Genomic DNA, 17,670 nt, shown 5'->3' on the forward strand with positions numbered 1-17,670 from the left:
CCTCCAAATTAGGCTCTAACTAACGGGTTTCTTGCCGCGCCTTGCCCGATCTCGGGCAATTTCGGCACGGCTTGGATCAAGGTTTGCGTATAAGGGTGCTGCGGGTCCGCGAACACGCGCTCGGTCTTGCCCTGCTCGACTATCCGGCCGGACTGCATCACCATTACCCGGTCGGTGATGGTGCGCACCACGCTCAGGTCATGGCTGATGAACAGGTAGGTCAGGTCATAGGCCGCGCACAGCTCGGCCAACAGGTCGAGGACCTGCGCCCGCACGGACACGTCGAGTGCCGAGACGGCCTCGTCGAACAGGATCAGCTCGGGCCGGATGATCAGGGCGCGGGCGATGGCGATGCGCTGGCGCTGCCCGCCCGAGAATTCGTGGATGTATTTCCCCGCATCGTCCGGCGAGAGGCCTACGGCGGTCAGCATCTCGGCGATCCGATGCTGCCGTTCGGACCCGGTGGGCGGCGTTCCCAGCAGGTGAAAAGGCTCGGTGATCAGGCGGGCGACACGGTGGCGGGGGTTGAAGCTGCCGAACGGGTCCTGGAACACCACCTGCATCTTGCGGCGCACGGCCAGATTGGGTTTGCGACCGGTGAACACTGGCAGGCCGCCCAGCAGGATCTGCCCGCCCTGAACCTCCTCAAGCCCCAAAACAGCCCGTGTCAGGGTCGATTTTCCGCAGCCGGACTCGCCCACAAGTCCAAGGCGCTCGCCCCGGTTCAGCGTGAAACTGACGTGATCCACGGCCCGGTGATGGCCGGGCTTCTCAAACAACCGCGTGCGCGGCAGGCGATAGTCGCGCACCACGTTGCGGACCTCGAGCAGCGGCGCAGGCGCAGGCGGCGCAGGCAATACGACCCGGTGGCCCGAGGCCTGAAACAGCATCCGCGTATAGGGATGCTGCATTTGGCGCAGCAGGTGGTCGGTGGCCCCGGTTTCGACCACCCGCCCCTTCTGCATCACCACGATCCGGTCGGCCATGTCGGCCACCACCGCCAGATCGTGGGTGATCATTAGCAGGCCCATGCCGTATTCGGTGACCAGCCCCCGCAGCAGATCGAGGATCTGCGCCTGCGTGGTTACGTCCAGCGCAGTTGTCGGCTCGTCCGCGATCAGCAGCCGGGGGCGCAGGGCGATGGCCATGGCGATCACCACCCGCTGCCGCTGCCCGCCCGACAGTTCGTGCGGATAGCGCGACAGGGGAAAGCGGTCGGGCGGCAGGCCGACACGGGTCAGAACCTCTTGCGCGCGCGCGCGGGCGGCGTCGGGGGGCATGGCCTTGTGGATCAGGATGGTCTCCATCACCTGATCACCGATGGTCTTCACCGGATTGAGGGCCGTCATCGGCTCCTGAAACACCATCCCGACGGCCGCGCCGCGCAGGCGGCACATCTCGTCCTCGGGGCTGTTGAGAACCTCGTGCCCGTCAAGGCGGACCGAGCCGCTGGCCACGGCCCCTGCGGGCAGCAACTGCATCACCGCCAGTGCCGACATCGACTTGCCCGAGCCGCTCTCACCGGTGACGGCCACGATCTGCCCGGGGTCGATGGACAGGCTGACCTGGTCCAGAACAGGGACCCCGTGGATCGACAGCGACAGGTTATGGATTTCCAGCAGGCTCATGCGCGGGCCACCCGGATGCGGGGGTCCAGCCAATCGCGCAGCCCGTCGCCCAGCAGGTTCAGCCCCAGCACCGTCACGAAGATCGCCAGCCCCGGAATCAGAGCCAAATGCGGGGCAAAACTGACCATCGTCTGCGCATCCGCCAGCATCCGGCCCCAGCTGGGCGTGGGTGGCTGCGCACCGAGGCCGACATAGGACAGCCCCGCTTCGGCCAGAATACCAAGGCTGAACTGGATGGTGCCCTGCACGATCAGCAGATTGGCGACGTTGGGCAGGATGTGCTCGGCCGAGATCCGCGCCGCGCCCTTGCCCGCCACGCGGGCGGCCAGGATGAACTCGCGCTCCCACAGGGACAGGGCCGCGCCGCGGGTGATGCGGGCGAAGACGGGGATGTTGAAGATGCCGACGGCGATGATCGCGTTCACCGCACCGGGGCCGAAGACGGCGGTGATCAGGATCGCGATGACCAGCGAGGGGAAGGCAAACACCAGATCGTTGCCGCGCATGATCAGCTCATCCAGCCACGACCCCTTGCGCGCCGCGGCCGTCAGACCCAGCGGCACGCCGAACCCCATGCCGATGCCCACCGCCACCAACGCCACCGCGATCGAGGTACGCGCGCCCACCATGATCATCGAGAACATGTCTCGCCCGAAATGATCGGTACCGAACCAGTGCTGCGCGTTGGGCGGCTGCAGCTTGTCGGGGATGTTCAGGGCGGCGTGGTCATAGGGTGTCCAGACGAAGGACAGCAGCGCCATCAACACCACCACCGAGGACAGCGCCGCCCCCAGGATCAGAGACCGGCTCATGTGCGGCTCCGCAACCGGGGGTCGACCGCGGCATAGGCCAGATCGACCAGGAAGTTCACCGTGATGACCGCAAAGACCAGCAGCATTACAACCGACTCCACCACGATCAGGTCCCGCGCCGAGATCGCCTGGAACACCAGCCGCCCCAACCCGGGCAGATAGAAGACCTGCTCTATGATGATCGATCCGGCCAGCAGGAAGGAAAACTGCAGCCCGATGATGGTCAACACCGGGATCAGCGCGTTGCGCACCCCGTGCCGCCACAGCGCCTGACGGCGCGACAGGCCCTTGGCGCGGGCGGTGCGCATGAAATCCTCACCCAGAATGTCCAGCAGTGCCGAACGCATGACCCGCGCCAGGATCGCCGCTTGTGGCAGGGCCAGCGCGATCGCCGGCAGGGTCAACGAGTGCAGCCCGGTCCACAGGCCGTTGTCCCACCCCGCGAACCCGCCCGCGTTGAACCAGCGCAGATTGATGGCGAAGATCAGCACCAGCATCATCGCGAACCAGAAATTCGGCACCGCGATGCCCAGCTGCGTGGCCCCCATCACCGCCAGATCGCCCGGTTTTCCCCGGCGCGCGGCGGCGAAGATACCGACCGGAAAGGCGATCAACGTCGACAGTGTCAGCGCATAGAGCGCCAGCGGCAGCGACACCCACAGCCGGTCGGCCACCATCTGCGCCACCGGCGTGCGATAGGTGTACGAGGTGCCGAAATCTCCGGCCAGCATGCCGCTGACCCAGTTCAGGTAGCGCTGCGGCCGTGACACGTCCAAGCCCAGCTCGGCGCGCAGGGCGGCCAGCGTTTCGGGCTGGGCGTTCACCCCCAGCATGAACGAGGCCGGATCCCCGGGCGCCACCTCGATCACCGCGAAGATGACCACCGAAGCGACGGCCAGGCTGAGTGCCAGCGAAATCAGACGTTTGAGCGCATATCGGAGCATTGCCGCCACGTTAGGCCGGGATTGGCCGCCGGTCCAGCGGCACAGCGCGTCAGGACTGCATCAGAAACGCCCAGACCGCGTAGCCCACGATCGCGGCATAGCCCAGCGGATAGATCCACTTGATCGCGTAGTTGTCCAGCTTGCGCGCCGTGTCCTCGCGCCCCGAGACCTTGAGCCGCCGCAGCATCACGTTGAACACCACCAGCGCCCCGGTCATCAGGAACATGCATTGCAGGATGAAATCCAGAAAGGTCAGATAGCCCAGCTTGGGCAGATCGGCCGAGATTGCCCAGTTGAAGGCGACAAAGACCAGTAGGTTGGCCCCGGCGATGTCGATCCGCTTGCGGTATTCGTCCAGAAAGAACAGCGCCCAGCCGACCAGAACCAGCACCAGCATGGGCAGGAACACCCGGATGACATAGTAGGTCAGGTGGCGCTTGCCCTGAAAGACCAGCGACACCTGATCGCTTTCGTTGCCCGACAGGCCGGTCGTGGTCGAGGCCAGCATACGGGCGTTGCCCAGAATCCACTCCTCCTCGCCCAGCGTGTCGCCCAGCCCCGAAAACTGGTCCAGCGCGTAGTAATGCACGAAGTCGGACGGAAAGACGGAGACGACCTCGAAATGGAACTCCTGCGTGTCGAAGGGGAACCTGAGGAAGTTGAAATGCGGCGCCTGCAGCGTCAGCGAGGATTTCTCGACAAAGGTCACATGCCCATCATGGCGTAGCGCGGCCGCGGATTCGTGCACCCAGCGGTTGGATTGCTGGTTGTGGATGACGAAGGCCGGAACCACCGCATCCAGTGCGGCCGCATGGCGCACGAAGGCCGGCGGATCGAATACGCGGAAATCGCGGCCCAGTTCATCCGGATCGAACGCCAAGGCCGGATCGCTCCATTCAAACCGCAGCACGACCACGGCGCCATAGTTCTCGGCCTTCTGATCGACCGAGGTGATCTGGTCGATCTTGATGCCGACGCCGACCTCGACCGGGTTCTCCGGGGTGCCCAACAGCGCGCTGTGGCCATCCTGAAACAACCCTTGCGCACCCAAAGGCCCCGACAGGGTCAGGGCGACCATGAAGAAAAACACCGAAACCAGGCAACGTGTCATCTGAAACAGACCCTAATATGGGGAAACAGGCCCGCCGGGCGGACCCGTAAGGCTCATTCCGCCCAGCTGATCGCGGTCAGGTCGATGGCCGCCGTGGGCGCGTTTTCCCACAGGCCCTGAACCCCGGCCTTGGCCACGCCCAGCTTGGCAAGTTGGAACAGATAGGCGTTGACGTAATCCTCGGCGATCATGCGCTGCGCCTCACCCATAAGGCGGGTGCGTTCATCGGGGTCGGTGGTGGCGTTCAGCGTCGCCATCAGGGCCTGGAAGTCCGGGTTGTCATATTGGAAGTAGTAATCCGGCCGGGCATAGATGCCGATATCCATCGGCTCGGTATGGCTGACGATGGTCAGGGCGAAATCCTTGCCCTTGAACACGGTTTCCAGCCACTGCGCCCATTCCACGTTGATGATCTCGGCCTTGATCCCGACCTCGGCCAGCTGCGCGGCCACGATCTCGCCCCCGCGGCGGGCGTAGGAGGGCGGCGGCAGGTGCAGCGTGGTTTCGAACCCGTCCGCGAACCCGGCCTCGGCCAGCAGGGCGCGGGCCTTGTCCGGGTCATGCGCCGACAGGCCGGTCAGATCGACATAGGCCGGGTTGTGTGGTGCGAAATGCGTGCCGATCGGCGTGCCGTAGCCGAACATCGCGCCGTCGATGATGGCCTGACGGTCGATCGCGTGGGCCAGCGCCTGCCGTACCCGAACGTCGTCGAAGGGCGGCTTCTTGTTGTTGGTCGCCAGAATGGTCTCGCCCTCGGTCGAGCCGACAAGCACTTGGAACCGTGGGTCGGCCTCGAACTGCGGCAGGCTCTCGGGGGCGGGGAAATTGTCGAACACGTCCACGTCCTCGGCCATCATCGCGGCAAAGGCGGCGGTGGGGTCCGAGATGAACTTGAACGTGGCCTGCTCCAACGCGGGTTGGTCACCCCAGTAATCGGGGTTGCGCTTCAAGGTTATGCGGTCGCCCTGGACCCATTCGGCGAACTTGTAGGCGCCGGTGCCCACCGGGTTGGTCTTGATGCCCTCGATGCTTTCGGGCGCCACGATCACCGCGTCGCCCCAGGCCAGGTTGAACAGGAAATTGCCGTTGGGTTCCGCCAGAGTGATTCTGACGGTCAGCGGGTCCACGACCTCGACGCTTTCGATCCCGGCGAACAGGGCCTTCTGCGCATTGGCGCTGTCCTCGGCGGTGGCGCGGTCGAGGCTGAACTTCACGTCCTCGGCATCCATCGTGGTGCCATCATGGAATGTGACGCCATCGTGCAGCGTGAAGGTATAGACTTTTCCGTCCTCGGAGATCTCCCAGCTTTCGGCCAGCCCGGGCACAACCGAGCCATCGCCCATGAACCGGGTCAGCCCTTCGAACACGTTGGTGTAGACGACCGAATCGATAGCTTGTGCGGCAGCGCTGGTCGGGTCCAGATGCGGTGGCTCCAGCTGCATGGCGATGGTGATGTCCGACCGGGCCATGGCCTGCGAGGCGAGCAGCCCCACGCCCAGCGCCATGGCGCCGGCAAAGGTGCGAAAGAACGGCTTGGTCATGTAAATTCCCTCCCAGAATGTGCGGACGGGCGGCGGATGACGCGGCCCTGACGGTAATAATGTCCCTGCAAACCTTGGGTCATTCAAGGAAATGTTCGCGCAACCGGGGTTTCTCTGGCCCCTGCCGATCTGCTATGCCGCGCTGCAACATGAACCCCGCGAGGAGCGAGCATGAGCGCCACCGCCCGCAAGACAGCCCCGAATGCCGAGGATATCCGCGCCCGCAAAGGGGGCGATCCGCTGGTCAGCCTGACTGCCTATACCACGCCGATGGCCCGGCTGATGGACCCCCATTGCGACTTCGTCCTGGTGGGCGACAGCGTGGGCATGGTGCTGCACGGGCTGAGCTCGACCCTGGGCGTGACGATGGAGATGATGATCCTGCACGGTCAGGCCGTCGCCCGCGGGCTCGAGACGGCGATGATGGTCATCGACATGCCCTTTGCCAGCTATGAAGAAAGCCCCGAGCAGGCCTTCCGCAACGCGGCCCGGCTGATGGCCGAGACCGGCGCCGGCGCGGTCAAGCTGGAAGGCGGGGACGAGATGGCCGAGACGATCCGCTTTCTGGTCAAGCGCGGCATCCCGGTGATGGCGCATGTGGGTCTGACGCCGCAATCGATCAACACGCTGGGCGGCTATAAGGTGCAGGGCCGCGACGAACAGGCCGAGACGGTGCTGGCCGACGCCCGCGCCGTGGCCGAGGCCGGGGCGTTTTCGGTCGTGCTCGAGAAGGTTCCGCTGGGTCTGGCCGACCGGATCACCGCCGAGCTGCCCATCCCCACCATCGGCATTGGAGCCTCGGCCGGCTGTGACGGTCAGATCCTGGTGGTTGACGACATGTTGGGCTTTTTCACGGCCTTCAAACCGAAATTCGTCAAACGCTATGCCGATCTGGGCCCGCTGGCCGAGGCCGCCATCGCCGAATACGCCGCCGAGGTGCGCGCCCGCACCTTCCCCGCGGCCGAACATGTGTTTGCCGATCAGGCCCCTGCCAAGGGGGGCAAGGCATGACCGCGCCCATCCTGCGCACCCTTTCGGAGCTGCGCGCCAAGACCCGGGCCTGGCGCCGGGCGGGCCAGACCGTCGGCGTGGTGCCCACCATGGGCGCGCTGCATCAGGGGCACCTGTCGCTGGCACAGGCGGCGCGGGCCGATTGCGACCGGGTGATCGTGACGATCTTCGTCAATCCCAAGCAGTTCAACAACCCCGAGGATCTGGCCAAGTACCCGCGCACCGAGCAGGACGACGCGGCCAAGCTGGCGCCGCTGGGGGTCGATGCGATCTATGTCCCCGACCCGGACCAGATCTATCCGGACGGGTTCGTCACCACCGTGTCCGTCGCCAGCCTGACCGACGTAATGGAGGGCGAATTCCGCCCCGGACATTTCGACGGCGTGGCAACCGTCGTGGCAAAACTGTTCCTGCAGACGCAGGCAGACAGGGCCTATTTCGGGGAAAAGGACTATCAGCAGTTGATGGTCGTGCAGCGCATGGCCCGCGATCTGGACATCCCGATCGAGGTGATCGGCTGCCCCACCGTGCGCGAGCCCTCGGGGCTGGCGATGTCCTCGCGCAATCTGCGCCTGTCGGACCAGGGGCTGGCGACCGGGGCGCGGATGCATGCGGTGATGCAGGACATGGCCGGACAACTGGCGCAGGGCGCCGCATTCGCGGATCTGGTGGGGCCGGCCCGCGACACGCTGCTGGCGGCGGGCTTTTCCGAGGTGGAATATTTCGACCTGCGCTGCACCGAAACGCTTGCGCCGCTGACCGCTGCCACCCGCCCCGCGCGCCTGTTCGCCACCGCCTGGCTGGAAGGCGTGCGGCTGATCGACAATATCGACGTGCCTGTGGCCTGAAACTGGGGTCTGGAACGGCCCCGACCAATCGCCTAAGGTCCCCTGAAAATGACGACCTGGGGGAGCACGGGCATGACCTATATTCTGGCAATCGATCAGGGCACCACGTCCTCGCGCGCGATCCTGTTCGACGCGCAGATGCAGCGCGTAGGCACCGCACAGCGGGAATTCACCCAGTATTTCCCGCAGGAAGGCTGGGTCGAGCACGACCCCGAGGAAATCTGGGACAGCGTCATGAACGTCTGCCGGCAGGTGATGGACGAGGTGGGCGTCACGGCCGACCAGATCGCCGGGATCGGCATCACCAACCAGCGTGAAACCACCGTGGTCTGGGACAAGACGACCGGCAAGGCCATCCACAACGCCATCGTCTGGCAGGACCGCCGCACCGCCGAAATCTGCCAGCGGTTCCGCGACGCGGGCTGCGAGGATGACGTGACCGCCCAGACCGGCCTGCTGCTCGACCCATATTTCTCGGGCACCAAGGTCAAATGGATACTGGACACCGTACCCGGCGCGCGCGACCGGGCCGAGGCGGGCGAGCTGCTGTTTGGCACCATCGACAGCTTCCTGATCTGGCGCCTGACCGAGGGCCAGGTCCACGCCACCGACGCCACCAACGCCGCGCGCACCCTGCTGTTCGACATCCACAAAGGCAACTGGAGCGCCGAGATCTGCGATCTTCTGGACGTGCCGCTGTCGATGCTGCCCGAGGTGCGCGACTGCGCGGCCGATTTCGGCCAGACCAGCCTGTTCGGCGGGGCGATCCCGATTCTGGGCGTGGCCGGTGACCAGCAGGCCGCCACGATCGGGCAGGCCTGTTTCCAGCCGGGCATGATGAAATCCACCTATGGCACCGGCTGTTTCGCGCTGCTGAACACCGGCACGCAGCCGGTGGAGTCGAAAAACCGCCTGCTGACCACCATCGCCTATCAGCTGGACGGTCAGCGGACCTATGCGCTGGAAGGCTCGATCTTCATCGCGGGCGCGGCGGTGCAGTGGCTGCGCGACGCGCTGCAGATCATCGACTCGGCCCCGCAAAGCGGCGAACTGGCCGCGCAGTCCGACCCCAACCAGCATGTGGTGCTGGTGCCCGCCTTCACCGGGCTGGGCGCGCCCTATTGGAAGCCCGACTGCCGCGGCGCCATGTTCGGCCTGACCCGCAACTCGGGCCGGGCCGAGATCGCACGGGCCACGCTGGAAAGCATCGCCTTCCAGACCCGCGACCTGTGGCACGCGATGCAGGGCGATTGGGGCGCCGACGCGGACGTGATTCTGCGGGTCGATGGCGGGATGAGCGCTTCCGACTGGGCGATGCAGGGCCTGTCGGACATTCTGGGCGCGCCGGTCGACCGGCCGGTGATGCAGGAAACCACGGCGCTGGGCGCAGCCTGGCTGGCGGGGATGAAGGCCGGGGTCTACCCCGATCAGGCCGGATTTGCCGACACCTGGGCGCTGGACCAGCGGTTCGAACCGATCCTGCCCGAGGCTGACCGCGAAGCGGCCTATGCGCGCTGGAAACGGGCGGTGCAGGCCACCATGGCGTTCTGATCCACTCTGACCCGCGGCGCAGCCCGGGTCAGCTGTGATCCTTCAGCAGGCGCTGTTTCTGGCGCGACCAGTCGCGCTTGGCCTGGGTTTCGCGCTTGTCGTGGATCTTCTTGCCCTTGGCGATCCCGATCTTCAGCTTGGCCCGGCCCTTGTGGTTGAAATACAGCACCAGCGGCACCAGCGTCATGCCCTTGCGCTGCGTGGCGTTCCACAGGTTCGACAGCTCTTTGCGGGACACCAGTAGCTTGCGCCGGCGGCGCTCTTCGTGCTTGAACGCCTTGGCCTGCTCGTAGGGCGCGATGTAGCTGTTGATCAGCCACAGTTCGCCATCCTCGACCGAGGCATAGCTTTCGGCGATGTTCGCCCCGCCCGCGCGCAGAGACTTGACCTCGGACCCTTCCAGCACGATGCCGCACTCGATATCCTCTTCGATCGCGTAATCGAAGCGGGCCCGCCGGTTTTCGGCGATCACCTTGTAGTTGGGGTCTGTCTTCTGCTTGGCCATGACGCCGTGATGTATGCGGCTTCGTCAGCCCTTGCAAGATGGGCGCGTCAGGATTTGGCCGAGATGATCAGGTCGGGGCCAAAGATCGTGTCTGCGTGATTGTGCAGATAGATCTTCAGCCACGGGGTGAACCGTTCGGGGTGACGGCGCACTTCGGCCAGCAGATCGTGGTAGTCGATCCAGCGGATCTCCATCACCTCATCGGGGTTGGGCTCGATCTTCAGCGGCCCGCGCACATGCGCCAAGAACACGTCCACGACCTCGTTCTCGACCATCCCGTTGCCGACATCCGCATGATATTCCAGCCGGTGCCGGTATTCCGGATACAGCCCGGTAATGCCCAACTCCTCGCGCAGGCGGCGCACGGCGCAGTCCGAGGAGTTTTCGTCCCAGTCGGGATGGGTGCAACAGGTGTTCGCCCACAGGCCGGGCGTGTGATACTTGCCCAGCGCGCGGCGCTGCATCAGAATCTCGGTGCCCCGCACGACGAAGACCGAGACCGCCTTGTGCTTGAGCCCTTTTTCGTGGGCTTCCAGCTTGTCCACGGGTGTCAGCTCGCCATGAACCCAAGCCGGGATCATGATTCCCATCTGTCCTCTCCTGATGTGACTGCGTCGGTCTGGCGGCATCGGCGACCGGGCGCGATGCGCTGGCGGATTGGGCGCAGTGTTTTTTTGGTCTGCGACAAAACTGGCGATGATCGACGTTGCAATCAAGCGCACGAAAGGCCGCAGGGCTGCGGCCTTTTGTACTTGTTCCGATTTTTTGGCAAGTGCGGCTTATTCGGCCGAAACGCTCTGCAGATAGGCAAAGACGTCCTCGCCACCCTTCTTCAGCTTGAAGGTCATCTTCGACTTGGCCGAGGTTTCACCCAGGTAGTCTTTCAGGAACGCCTTGGGGTCCTGAACATAGGCGACGAAGCTTTCCTCGTCCCAGACCAGTCCTTTTTCACCGGCCGCAACCAGGCTGTCACCATATTTGAAGCCTTCCTCGGTGCCGGCGGTACGGCCCGCGATACCGTACAGGTTCGGCCCGGTCTTGCCGCCTTTGACGATCGCTTCGCCGTCGGGCGTTGCGATCATGTGGCAAGACTTGCACTTGTTGAAGGTCTTGGCACCGGCTTCGGCGTCGCCTTCGGCCAGGGCCGGCACAGCCAGCAGGCCGACGATGGCAGTCGCGATGATACGTTTCATTGGCGTTGCTCCGATATGAATTGGCTGCCCTTTAACCAGTATCAAACGCGCGCAGAGTCAATGCGCAATTTGACGCGCGGCGGCGACCTGACGCAGCCAAAAAGGTATATTTTCAAGGCGTATTTTGCAGATCTGACCAGCACGGCAACAGGTCGCCCGGCGCCGGTTTCGCATGGAATACCGCGCGTGCGATGGCGCGGGCCAGGCACAGGGCGGCGGCGTGGCCCAGCAAGGCCAGATCGGCCTCGGCCGAAGGGATCCGTCCCGTGCTGACGCCGAACACCAGGTCGCCATCGCCCGGCGTGTGGGCGGGCAGGATGGCGCGGGCTATCCCGTCATGGGCGGCCACCGCCATGCGCTGGCATTGCGGTTTGGTCAGGGCGGCATCGGTGGCGACGATGGCGATGGTCGTGTTGGCCTTGTCGGGCGGGGGATGGCCCATCGCCCGGGCCTTGCGGCTGGGCGCGGGGTCCCCCAGACCGGACGCCGCATCCGGCCCCAGCCCGCCAAACTCGGCCCCGATCTCGAACGGGGCGGCCCAGAAATGCCGGTCGCCCGGAGTGGTGACGCTGCCCAGCGGGTTGGCCGCAACCAGCGCACCCACGGTCACGCCGCCAGGCAACGCCGCCGAGGCAGAGCCCAGCCCGCCCTTGCACATGGCCGTCAGCGCGCCGGTTCCGGCCCCGGCGCTGCCCAGATCGAACGTCTCCGCCGCGGCGTCAAATGCGGCCCGGCCCAAGGCGCGGTACGGGTTTTCACCCCACGCCTTGTCGCCGCCGTTCAGCAGGTCGAACAGAATCGCCCCGGGTACGATCGGCACCACAGCCGGCCCCACCTGAAACCCGCGACCCTGTGCATGCAGCGCATCCATCACGCCCGAACAGGCATCCAGCCCGAAGGCCGAGCCCCCCGAAAGCACGATCGCATCCACCCGGTCGACGGTCTTGTCGGCCGCCAGCAGATCGGTCTCACGCGTGCCGGGGGCGCCCCCCATCACATGAACCGAGGCCCGCAGGGGCTGATCTCCGGTCAGGACGGTGACACCTGATTTCAGGGCCGCGTCCTGTGCATTGCCCACCAGCAGGCCGGGCACGTCGGTGATCAGGTTTCTGGGTCCGGGGGTCATTTGGGTTTGTCCTTTACTGCGGGAAAGCGGGCAGGCGCGCGCTGCCTTCGACGGGGTATTAATGGCCAGATGAAGGACTGGCTCAGATGCAGCGGCCCCCGTCCACCTCGAGCGCGGTGCCGGTGATCATGCTGGCCTCGTCCGAGCACAGGAAACAGGCGGCGTTGCCCATGTCCTGCGGGGTCGAGAACCGGCCCAACGGGATGGTCGACAGGAACTTGGCGCGAATTTCGGGCGTGTCCTCGCCCATGAAGGATTTCAGCAGGGGCGTTTCCCCCGCCACCGGGCAGATGGCGTTCACGCGCACACCGGACGGGGCCAGCTCGACCGCCATCGTCTTGGTCGCGGTGATCATCCAACCCTTGGAGGCGTTGTACCAGTTCAGATTTGGGCGCGGCGACAATCCGGCGGTCGAGGCGACGTTCAGGATCACCCCCGACCCGTGCGATTTCATATGCGGCACCAGCGCCCGCGCGGTCAGAAAGACCGACTTCATGTTCACGCGATAGACGCGGTCGAAATCTTCTTCGCTGACCTCCTCCAGCGGCGTCGGCAGGTGGGTCACACCGGCATTGTTCACCAGAATGTCCAGCTGGCCGTAGAGGTCCAGCGCCGCATCCGCCATCGCCTGGACCGAGTCGCCGTCGGCGACATCCACCTGGCAGTGGTCGGCCAGAGGGTCCAGCGTTGCCGCCATGTGACGCGCGGCATCCCCGTTGATGTCGGCGATCATCACCCGTGCGCCCTCGGACAGGAATTTCTGCACGATCCCGGCCCCGAACCCGGATGCGCCGCCGGTCACGATTGCGGTTTTTCCCTCCAGCCTCATGGCTTTGCCTCCCTGCCGCCTGTCGCGGTCAGACTAGCAACGGCAGGGAAAGATGCCAGATCAATCTTCCGCCACCTTGCCGCGCAGCGCCTTGACGTCGGACCGGGCCTTTTTCGCCGCCAACCGGCGCTTGACCGATCCATAGGTGGGTTTCGTCGCGATCCGCCGCTTGGGTTTGACCAGCGCCTTGCCGATCAGCTCGGCCAGACGGGCGCGGGCGATCTCGCGGTTGCGGGCCTGGCTGCGGGTTTCGTCGCATTGGATGATGATTGCACCATCCTTGGTCCAGCGCCGCCCGGCCAGCCGTTTCAGCCGCGCCTTGACCGGATCGGGCAGCGAGGGCGAGCGCGCCGCCTCGAAGCGCAGCTCGACCGCGGTCGAGACCTTGTTCACGTTCTGCCCGCCGGGCCCCGAAGCGCGGATGAAGCTCTCGGTCATTTCCCAATCGTGCAGGGTGATATCGTCGGTGATGCGCAACATGGGCGCGACCTTACAGGCGCCACCCGGAAACAGAAAGGGCCGCCCCGGCGGGACGGCCCTTCGAAAGTTCAGGAGGTCGGGCCGGTTAGATCAATCGACCAGCCGGAGCGCGCGCTCCGCCAAGGGCTGCCCTAGCAGGCGGTCCCCCCGGTTGTTCCGACACCTCTCTCCAATCTCTTTCTCGACACTGGATCACCTCCTTTTCTATCTGTTGCGGTTGAAAAGGATGGTGACACAACTTGTGCCATTCTCAAAGCGTTTTTTACGCGGGCTGTGCGGTCAGGCGCGCGACGATCACCTTGAAGGGGATAAGCGCGACCAAAGCCAGCGACAGCTTCACCAGCCAGTCTGCAAATGCCAGCGTCACCCACAGAGGCGCCTCGGGGCCCGACAGCATGAAGGGCACGGGCTCCCACGCCCAGTTGATGGCCGCATCCGCATCGGCGCCGAAGAAGGTCACCGAGGCCGAGAAGGCGATGGTGAAGAAGATCGCGGTATCCAGCGCCGATCCGACCAGTGTGGATACCAGCGGCGCGCGCCACCAGCGGCCTTCGCGCATGGCGTTGAACACGGTGACATCGGTCAGCTGCGCTATCAGGAACGCGGTTCCCGAAGCCACGGCGATGCGCAACGGCACGGCGGCGTAGGTGAAGCCGTCGCCCTGCAGCATGATCTGGCTGCCGATCAGCGAGCAGATCACGCCGGTGACGAAGCCGGCAAACACGACCTTGCGGGCCGGGCCCACGCCATAGACGCGGTTCATGATGTCGGTGACCAGAAAGGCCAGCGGGTAGGTGAAGGCACCCCAGGTCAACAGCCCATCAAAGATCAGGAACTGAACCAGGATGTTCGAGGCCACGACGATGGCGGCCATGGCAAGAATGCCGGGGATAAAGTTGCGTTGCATGTTCTGATGCCCGTTTTGACAAGGTAGCGGCGACTTGGCCAAGGGACCGTCCCAAGGCAAGCCGCGCTTCTAGACCCGGGATCGGCCCGTGTCAATCCGGCAGCAGATACTCGACCAGTTCGGTACGCTGCAGGGCCAGAAAGTTGTCGTCCGAGATCATCGTGACCCGCAACCGCCCCTGCCCGTCGCGCCAGACCGACAGCCCCTCGAGATTGTCATGGGTTCCGGTTCCGGCCTGGAACAGGATTTCCTCGGCCGCAGGTGTATCACCCGCGATCTGCCACCGACGCAGACGCGACCGGAACCCGGTCAGCGAGACCGCGCGTTCCAGTACGTAGAACCGCCCGTCCGGGCCGAAATCGGCCGCTACGGGCAGAAAACCGTCCCGCTGCGCCAGGACGAAGGGCGTGGACCAGGCGCGCCCGTTCCAGCGATAGACCGGAATGTCGCCATTTGCCGTGCGGCTTTTCTCGGGCAGCGTGTACAGGCGACCCTGCGCGTCGATGGCCAGCCCCTCGAACGAACCATTCTGGTCGAGCCCGTCAAAGGCCTTGGGGCGCGGCAGCACCTGAGCATGGGCACCGGGCGCGGCATAACGGGCCACGCGATGCACGCCTTCGAACGAAATGTAGAAGCTGCCATCCGGCGCCAGCGCCAGCCCCTCGGAGTCACCCGAGCTGCCGGGCATGATCCGTCCCCGGCTGGACAGAACCGGCCAGTGGCCAACAATACGGATGCCGACAATCTCATCGCCATCCCGCTCGATGCGGACCGATGCCAGGGTGGAGCGGTCGCTCAGCACCCATGCGCGCTGCCCGTCATCCGAGACATGGATGGCGGAAAACCCGCCGAACCAGTCATGGCCGGCGCGCCATGCAAAGCTGCCCAGATATTCGGTCGATTTGACTTCGACCGCCCAGGCGGAGCCGGCCAGAAACAGGCTGGCGATCAGTTGGACTGCAAGACGGCGGCGCATTGCTGGGGCAGATCCGCCAGAACATACTCACGCCGTTTCTTCGGAGGCGGCGCGTTGGGGTCGGGCGGCGGCGGGTTCAGGATGTTGCGCACCCACTGTTCGGCCTCGGCGCAGCCGTCACCCTTGGGTGGCGGATCCTGATTGACGCACCCGCGCGAGCCGCGCGGGCAGTTCAGCCGGACGTGGAAGTGATAATGATGCCCCCACCAGGGCCGGATCTTACGCAGATAGGCGCGGTTGCCTTTTTCTTCCTTGCACATCTGCACCTTGGCGCCCGGAAACACGAAGATGCGGGCCACGCGTTTGTCCTTGGCCGCCTCGCGCAGGATGGCGTGGTGCTGTTTCGTCCAGTTGCCGTTCACATAGGCCCCGTTCGAGCGCCGCAGAGAGATCGACGAGATGTTCTCGCGGGCCTTGCGCGACAGGCGCATGTTGTCACCGGGCAGCATCCAGATGTCGATGTCCAGGCCAAGCTGGTGGCTGCGGTGGCCCGAAGTCATCGGCCCGCCGCGCGGCTGGCTGATATCCCCGATGTAAAGCCCGTTCCACCCCGGTTGCTTTGCCGCAAAACGGCTGAGGTCCTGCACGAAGTCGATGGCTTGCGGATGGCCCCAGTTGCGGTTGCGCGACAGACGCATCGCCTGCCAGGTGGGTCCGGTCTCGGGCAGTTGCACCGATCCGGCCGCGCATCCGCGCGAATAACTGCCGAAAGCGGCCGGTTTTTGTTGCGAACTGTCCTTCTGAGCCCCGAACAACTGCTTGGCCAGCGGTTGGGCCCCTGCCGCCCCGGCCAGCGCAATTCCTGCCAAAAACACCAAAAAACGTAATAAAATCATCTGCTCTGATCCCCTTCCGGTTTGACCCAGCGCATTAGGAACAATCCCAGAATAAACAACCCGACGATCGGAGACACCCCCAACCGCGCGCTGCCGGTCGCGGTTGTTGCAATTCCGATCAGCAAAGGCGCCGCAAAAGCGGTGGCGCGGCCCGACAGACCATAGAGGCCAAAGCTCTCGACCGGGGCGGCCGGATCGGTGTGGCGCACCATCAACGACCGGCTGGCCGATTGCAGAATGCCCCCCATCCCGCCGATCAGGATGCCGCAGCCAAAGAACACCATGTCCGGCAGGCCCGAGCCTTGTGGCAGGGCGATGCCGAAGATCTGCGTCCGGTCCATCGACACGATGGTGGTGCAGACCAGGATCAGAACCCAGATCGCGGTCAGGATCACCGGCTTGGGGCCGAATTTCCGGTCCAGCTTTCCGCCGATCCAGGCGAAGACTGCCGAAGCCAGCACGCTGATGATGCCGAAGACGCCGATCTTGATCAGGTCCCATTCCAGCACCAGCCGCGCATAGACGCCGCCGAAACTGTACAGCCCGTTCAGCGCGTCCCGGTAGAACATCGATGACCCCAGATAGCTGGCAAGGCTGACCCGGTACCGCAAGGCGGCCACGGATTTGCCCAGCAGGCGTAGCGCCTCGGATACGCTGCCTTTCTTGTCGGCGGCAGGATCGTCGCGAACCCACAGGAAATACGGGACCATGAACAGGATGAACCACCCGGCGGTGAACGGCCCCACGAAACGCGTGCCTTCCCGCGCGCCGGCGTCCAGCCCGAACAGCGGCTCCATCCCGATCAGCGTCTTCCCGTTGGGCTGCTCGACGAACAGCGCCAGCATGATCGCCAAGGAAATCAGCCCGCCGAAATAGCCGAAGGCAAAGCCCGAGCCCGAGATCTCGCCCACCTCATCGTCGTCCCCCAGATCGGGCAGTTGCGAGTTGATGAAGATCAGCGCGTATTCGGCCCCCACGAAGCCCAGACCGAAGGCCGACAGCATCAGCCACATGTTCGACCCGTCCGGCAGCGTGAACCACAGCGCCGCGGAGCCCACGGCATACATCACCGAAAAGGCAAAGATCCACGGGATGCGCCGCCCCGAGACATCGGCCATCGCCCCCAGCAGCGGCGCGCCGAAAGCGATGATCAGACCGGTGATCGTCAGGCAGTTGGCCCAGACCGTCTGCGCCTGCGCGGCGGCAGCTTCGGCATCCATCCCGGCGGTTGCGTAATATTCAGCCGCAACACCGGCGAAATACGGGCCAAAGACAAAGGTCACCAACAGGGTGTGATACGGCTGGCTGGCCCAGTCGAAAAACCACCAGCCCCAGATGCGCCTGCGCTTGGAAATCTCTGCCATCTCTGCCC

General features: G+C 65.1%; 18 protein-coding genes. 3 read left to right on the plus strand and 15 right to left on the minus strand.

The genetic code is table 11. From position 1 onward, the window contains the following. Positions 1-8: 8 nt before the first annotated feature. From K3752_RS15525 to K3752_RS15545, 5 genes are read right to left on the minus strand one after another with little or no spacing between them, the layout of a single operon-like run. Positions 9-1,628 (minus strand): ABC transporter ATP-binding protein, encoded by a 1,620-nt coding sequence (locus K3752_RS15525; RefSeq protein ID WP_260063728.1) that lies wholly within the window; start codon positions 1,626-1,628, stop codon positions 9-11. Further along, a complete protein-coding gene (locus K3752_RS15530) occupies positions 1,625-2,440 on the minus strand; it encodes an ABC transporter permease (RefSeq protein WP_260063729.1) in 816 nt (271 codons plus the stop codon). Before K3752_RS15530 ends, K3752_RS15525 begins: the two co-directional genes overlap by 4 nt. Continuing rightward, positions 2,437-3,384, minus strand: a complete 948-nt coding sequence (locus K3752_RS15535) for an ABC transporter permease (RefSeq protein WP_260063730.1) — start codon at positions 3,382-3,384, stop codon at positions 2,437-2,439. The genes K3752_RS15530 and K3752_RS15535 overlap by 4 nt, the downstream gene beginning before the upstream one ends. A 49-nt stretch (positions 3,385-3,433) precedes the next feature. Beyond that, positions 3,434-4,495 (minus strand): hypothetical protein, encoded by a 1,062-nt coding sequence (locus K3752_RS15540; RefSeq protein WP_260063732.1) that lies wholly within the window; start codon positions 4,493-4,495, stop codon positions 3,434-3,436. A 53-nt stretch (positions 4,496-4,548) separates the two neighbouring features. Beyond that, positions 4,549-6,036, minus strand: a complete 1,488-nt coding sequence (locus K3752_RS15545) for an ABC transporter substrate-binding protein (RefSeq protein ID WP_260063733.1) — start codon at positions 6,034-6,036, stop codon at positions 4,549-4,551. 171 nt (positions 6,037-6,207) lie between these two features. Between K3752_RS15545 and panB the strand changes: the two genes are divergently transcribed. The 3 genes from panB (at position 6,208) to glpK (ending at position 9,446) form a co-directional block, all read left to right on the plus strand. After that, positions 6,208-7,047: a 3-methyl-2-oxobutanoate hydroxymethyltransferase gene (gene panB / locus K3752_RS15550; RefSeq protein ID WP_260063734.1), complete on the plus strand. Its 840-nt coding sequence runs from the start codon at positions 6,208-6,210 to the stop codon at positions 7,045-7,047. Then, on the plus strand, positions 7,044-7,895 hold the full coding sequence (panC, locus tag K3752_RS15555) for a pantoate--beta-alanine ligase (RefSeq protein WP_260063735.1): 852 nt from the start codon (positions 7,044-7,046) through the stop codon (positions 7,893-7,895). Before panB ends, panC begins: the two co-directional genes overlap by 4 nt. Positions 7,896-7,967: 72 nt before the next feature. Next, positions 7,968-9,446, plus strand: coding sequence for a glycerol kinase GlpK (gene glpK / locus K3752_RS15560; protein WP_260063736.1), 1,479 nt, complete (start codon positions 7,968-7,970; stop codon positions 9,444-9,446). 28 nt (positions 9,447-9,474) lie between these two features. Here glpK and smpB read toward each other — a convergent pair whose 3' ends face one another. The 10 genes from smpB to K3752_RS15610 all read right to left on the minus strand — a co-directional run bounded on the left by smpB (position 9,475) and on the right by K3752_RS15610 (position 17,662). Then, positions 9,475-9,951 (minus strand): SsrA-binding protein SmpB, encoded by a 477-nt coding sequence (smpB, locus tag K3752_RS15565; protein WP_093964072.1) that lies wholly within the window; start codon positions 9,949-9,951, stop codon positions 9,475-9,477. A 47-nt stretch (positions 9,952-9,998) separates the two neighbouring features. Next, positions 9,999-10,541: an isopentenyl-diphosphate Delta-isomerase gene (idi, locus tag K3752_RS15570; protein ID WP_093964071.1), complete on the minus strand. Its 543-nt coding sequence runs from the start codon at positions 10,539-10,541 to the stop codon at positions 9,999-10,001. 189 nt (positions 10,542-10,730) lie between these two features. Continuing rightward, the gene (locus K3752_RS15575) at positions 10,731-11,144 is read right to left on the minus strand and encodes a cytochrome c family protein (RefSeq protein ID WP_170364075.1); all 414 of its coding nucleotides are present in this window, start codon (positions 11,142-11,144) and stop codon (positions 10,731-10,733) included. A gap of 112 nt (positions 11,145-11,256) precedes the next feature. Then, positions 11,257-12,270, minus strand: a complete 1,014-nt coding sequence (locus K3752_RS15580; RefSeq protein ID WP_260063737.1) for a P1 family peptidase — start codon at positions 12,268-12,270, stop codon at positions 11,257-11,259. Between the two features lie 82 nt (positions 12,271-12,352). After that, on the minus strand, positions 12,353-13,099 hold the full coding sequence (locus tag K3752_RS15585; RefSeq protein ID WP_260063738.1) for an SDR family oxidoreductase: 747 nt from the start codon (positions 13,097-13,099) through the stop codon (positions 12,353-12,355). A gap of 60 nt (positions 13,100-13,159) precedes the next feature. Then, positions 13,160-13,579, minus strand: a complete 420-nt coding sequence (arfB, locus tag K3752_RS15590; RefSeq protein WP_005980088.1) for an alternative ribosome rescue aminoacyl-tRNA hydrolase ArfB — start codon at positions 13,577-13,579, stop codon at positions 13,160-13,162. A gap of 262 nt (positions 13,580-13,841) precedes the next feature. Continuing rightward, complete coding sequence (locus K3752_RS15595) at positions 13,842-14,486, minus strand: queuosine precursor transporter (protein WP_170539916.1); 645 nt, start codon at positions 14,484-14,486, stop codon at positions 13,842-13,844. Between the two features lie 91 nt (positions 14,487-14,577). After that, positions 14,578-15,462: an esterase-like activity of phytase family protein gene (locus tag K3752_RS15600; RefSeq protein WP_260063739.1), complete on the minus strand. Its 885-nt coding sequence runs from the start codon at positions 15,460-15,462 to the stop codon at positions 14,578-14,580. Further along, entirely contained in the window at positions 15,435-16,298 is an 864-nt protein-coding gene (gene mepA, locus K3752_RS15605) for a penicillin-insensitive murein endopeptidase (protein WP_260063740.1), read from the minus strand. The genes K3752_RS15600 and mepA overlap by 28 nt, the downstream gene beginning before the upstream one ends. After that, positions 16,295-17,662, minus strand: a complete 1,368-nt coding sequence (locus K3752_RS15610; RefSeq protein WP_260063741.1) for an MFS transporter — start codon at positions 17,660-17,662, stop codon at positions 16,295-16,297. Before K3752_RS15610 ends, mepA begins: the two co-directional genes overlap by 4 nt. Between the last annotated feature and the right edge of the window lie 8 nt (positions 17,663-17,670).

It is taken from the genome of Ruegeria sp. B32, assembly GCF_025141855.1.
Lineage (GTDB): Bacteria > Pseudomonadota > Alphaproteobacteria > Rhodobacterales > Rhodobacteraceae > Ruegeria > Ruegeria arenilitoris.

Coding starts and splice junctions, on each gene's coding strand:
- mepA (WP_260063740.1), bottom strand. CDS start 16,298: ATGATTTTATTACGTTTTTTGGTGTTTTTGGCAGGAATTGCGCTGGCC.
- K3752_RS15540 (WP_260063732.1), bottom strand. CDS start 4,495: ATGACACGTTGCCTGGTTTCGGTGTTTTTCTTCATGGTCGCCCTGACC.
- K3752_RS15595 (WP_170539916.1), bottom strand. CDS start 14,486: ATGCAACGCAACTTTATCCCCGGCATTCTTGCCATGGCCGCCATCGTC.
- smpB (WP_093964072.1), bottom strand. CDS start 9,951: ATGGCCAAGCAGAAGACAGACCCCAACTACAAGGTGATCGCCGAAAAC.
- K3752_RS15535 (WP_260063730.1), bottom strand. CDS start 3,384: ATGCTCCGATATGCGCTCAAACGTCTGATTTCGCTGGCACTCAGCCTG.
- K3752_RS15610 (WP_260063741.1), bottom strand. CDS start 17,662: ATGGCAGAGATTTCCAAGCGCAGGCGCATCTGGGGCTGGTGGTTTTTC.
- arfB (WP_005980088.1), bottom strand. CDS start 13,579: ATGTTGCGCATCACCGACGATATCACCCTGCACGATTGGGAAATGACC.
- panB (WP_260063734.1), top strand. CDS start 6,208: ATGAGCGCCACCGCCCGCAAGACAGCCCCGAATGCCGAGGATATCCGC.
- K3752_RS15525 (WP_260063728.1), bottom strand. CDS start 1,628: ATGAGCCTGCTGGAAATCCATAACCTGTCGCTGTCGATCCACGGGGTC.
- glpK (WP_260063736.1), top strand. CDS start 7,968: ATGACCTATATTCTGGCAATCGATCAGGGCACCACGTCCTCGCGCGCG.
- K3752_RS15545 (WP_260063733.1), bottom strand. CDS start 6,036: ATGACCAAGCCGTTCTTTCGCACCTTTGCCGGCGCCATGGCGCTGGGC.
- K3752_RS15585 (WP_260063738.1), bottom strand. CDS start 13,099: ATGAGGCTGGAGGGAAAAACCGCAATCGTGACCGGCGGCGCATCCGGG.
- K3752_RS15530 (WP_260063729.1), bottom strand. CDS start 2,440: ATGAGCCGGTCTCTGATCCTGGGGGCGGCGCTGTCCTCGGTGGTGGTG.
- K3752_RS15575 (WP_170364075.1), bottom strand. CDS start 11,144: ATGAAACGTATCATCGCGACTGCCATCGTCGGCCTGCTGGCTGTGCCG.
- idi (WP_093964071.1), bottom strand. CDS start 10,541: ATGGGAATCATGATCCCGGCTTGGGTTCATGGCGAGCTGACACCCGTG.
- panC (WP_260063735.1), top strand. CDS start 7,044: ATGACCGCGCCCATCCTGCGCACCCTTTCGGAGCTGCGCGCCAAGACC.
- K3752_RS15580 (WP_260063737.1), bottom strand. CDS start 12,270: ATGACCCCCGGACCCAGAAACCTGATCACCGACGTGCCCGGCCTGCTG.
- K3752_RS15600 (WP_260063739.1), bottom strand. CDS start 15,462: ATGCGCCGCCGTCTTGCAGTCCAACTGATCGCCAGCCTGTTTCTGGCC.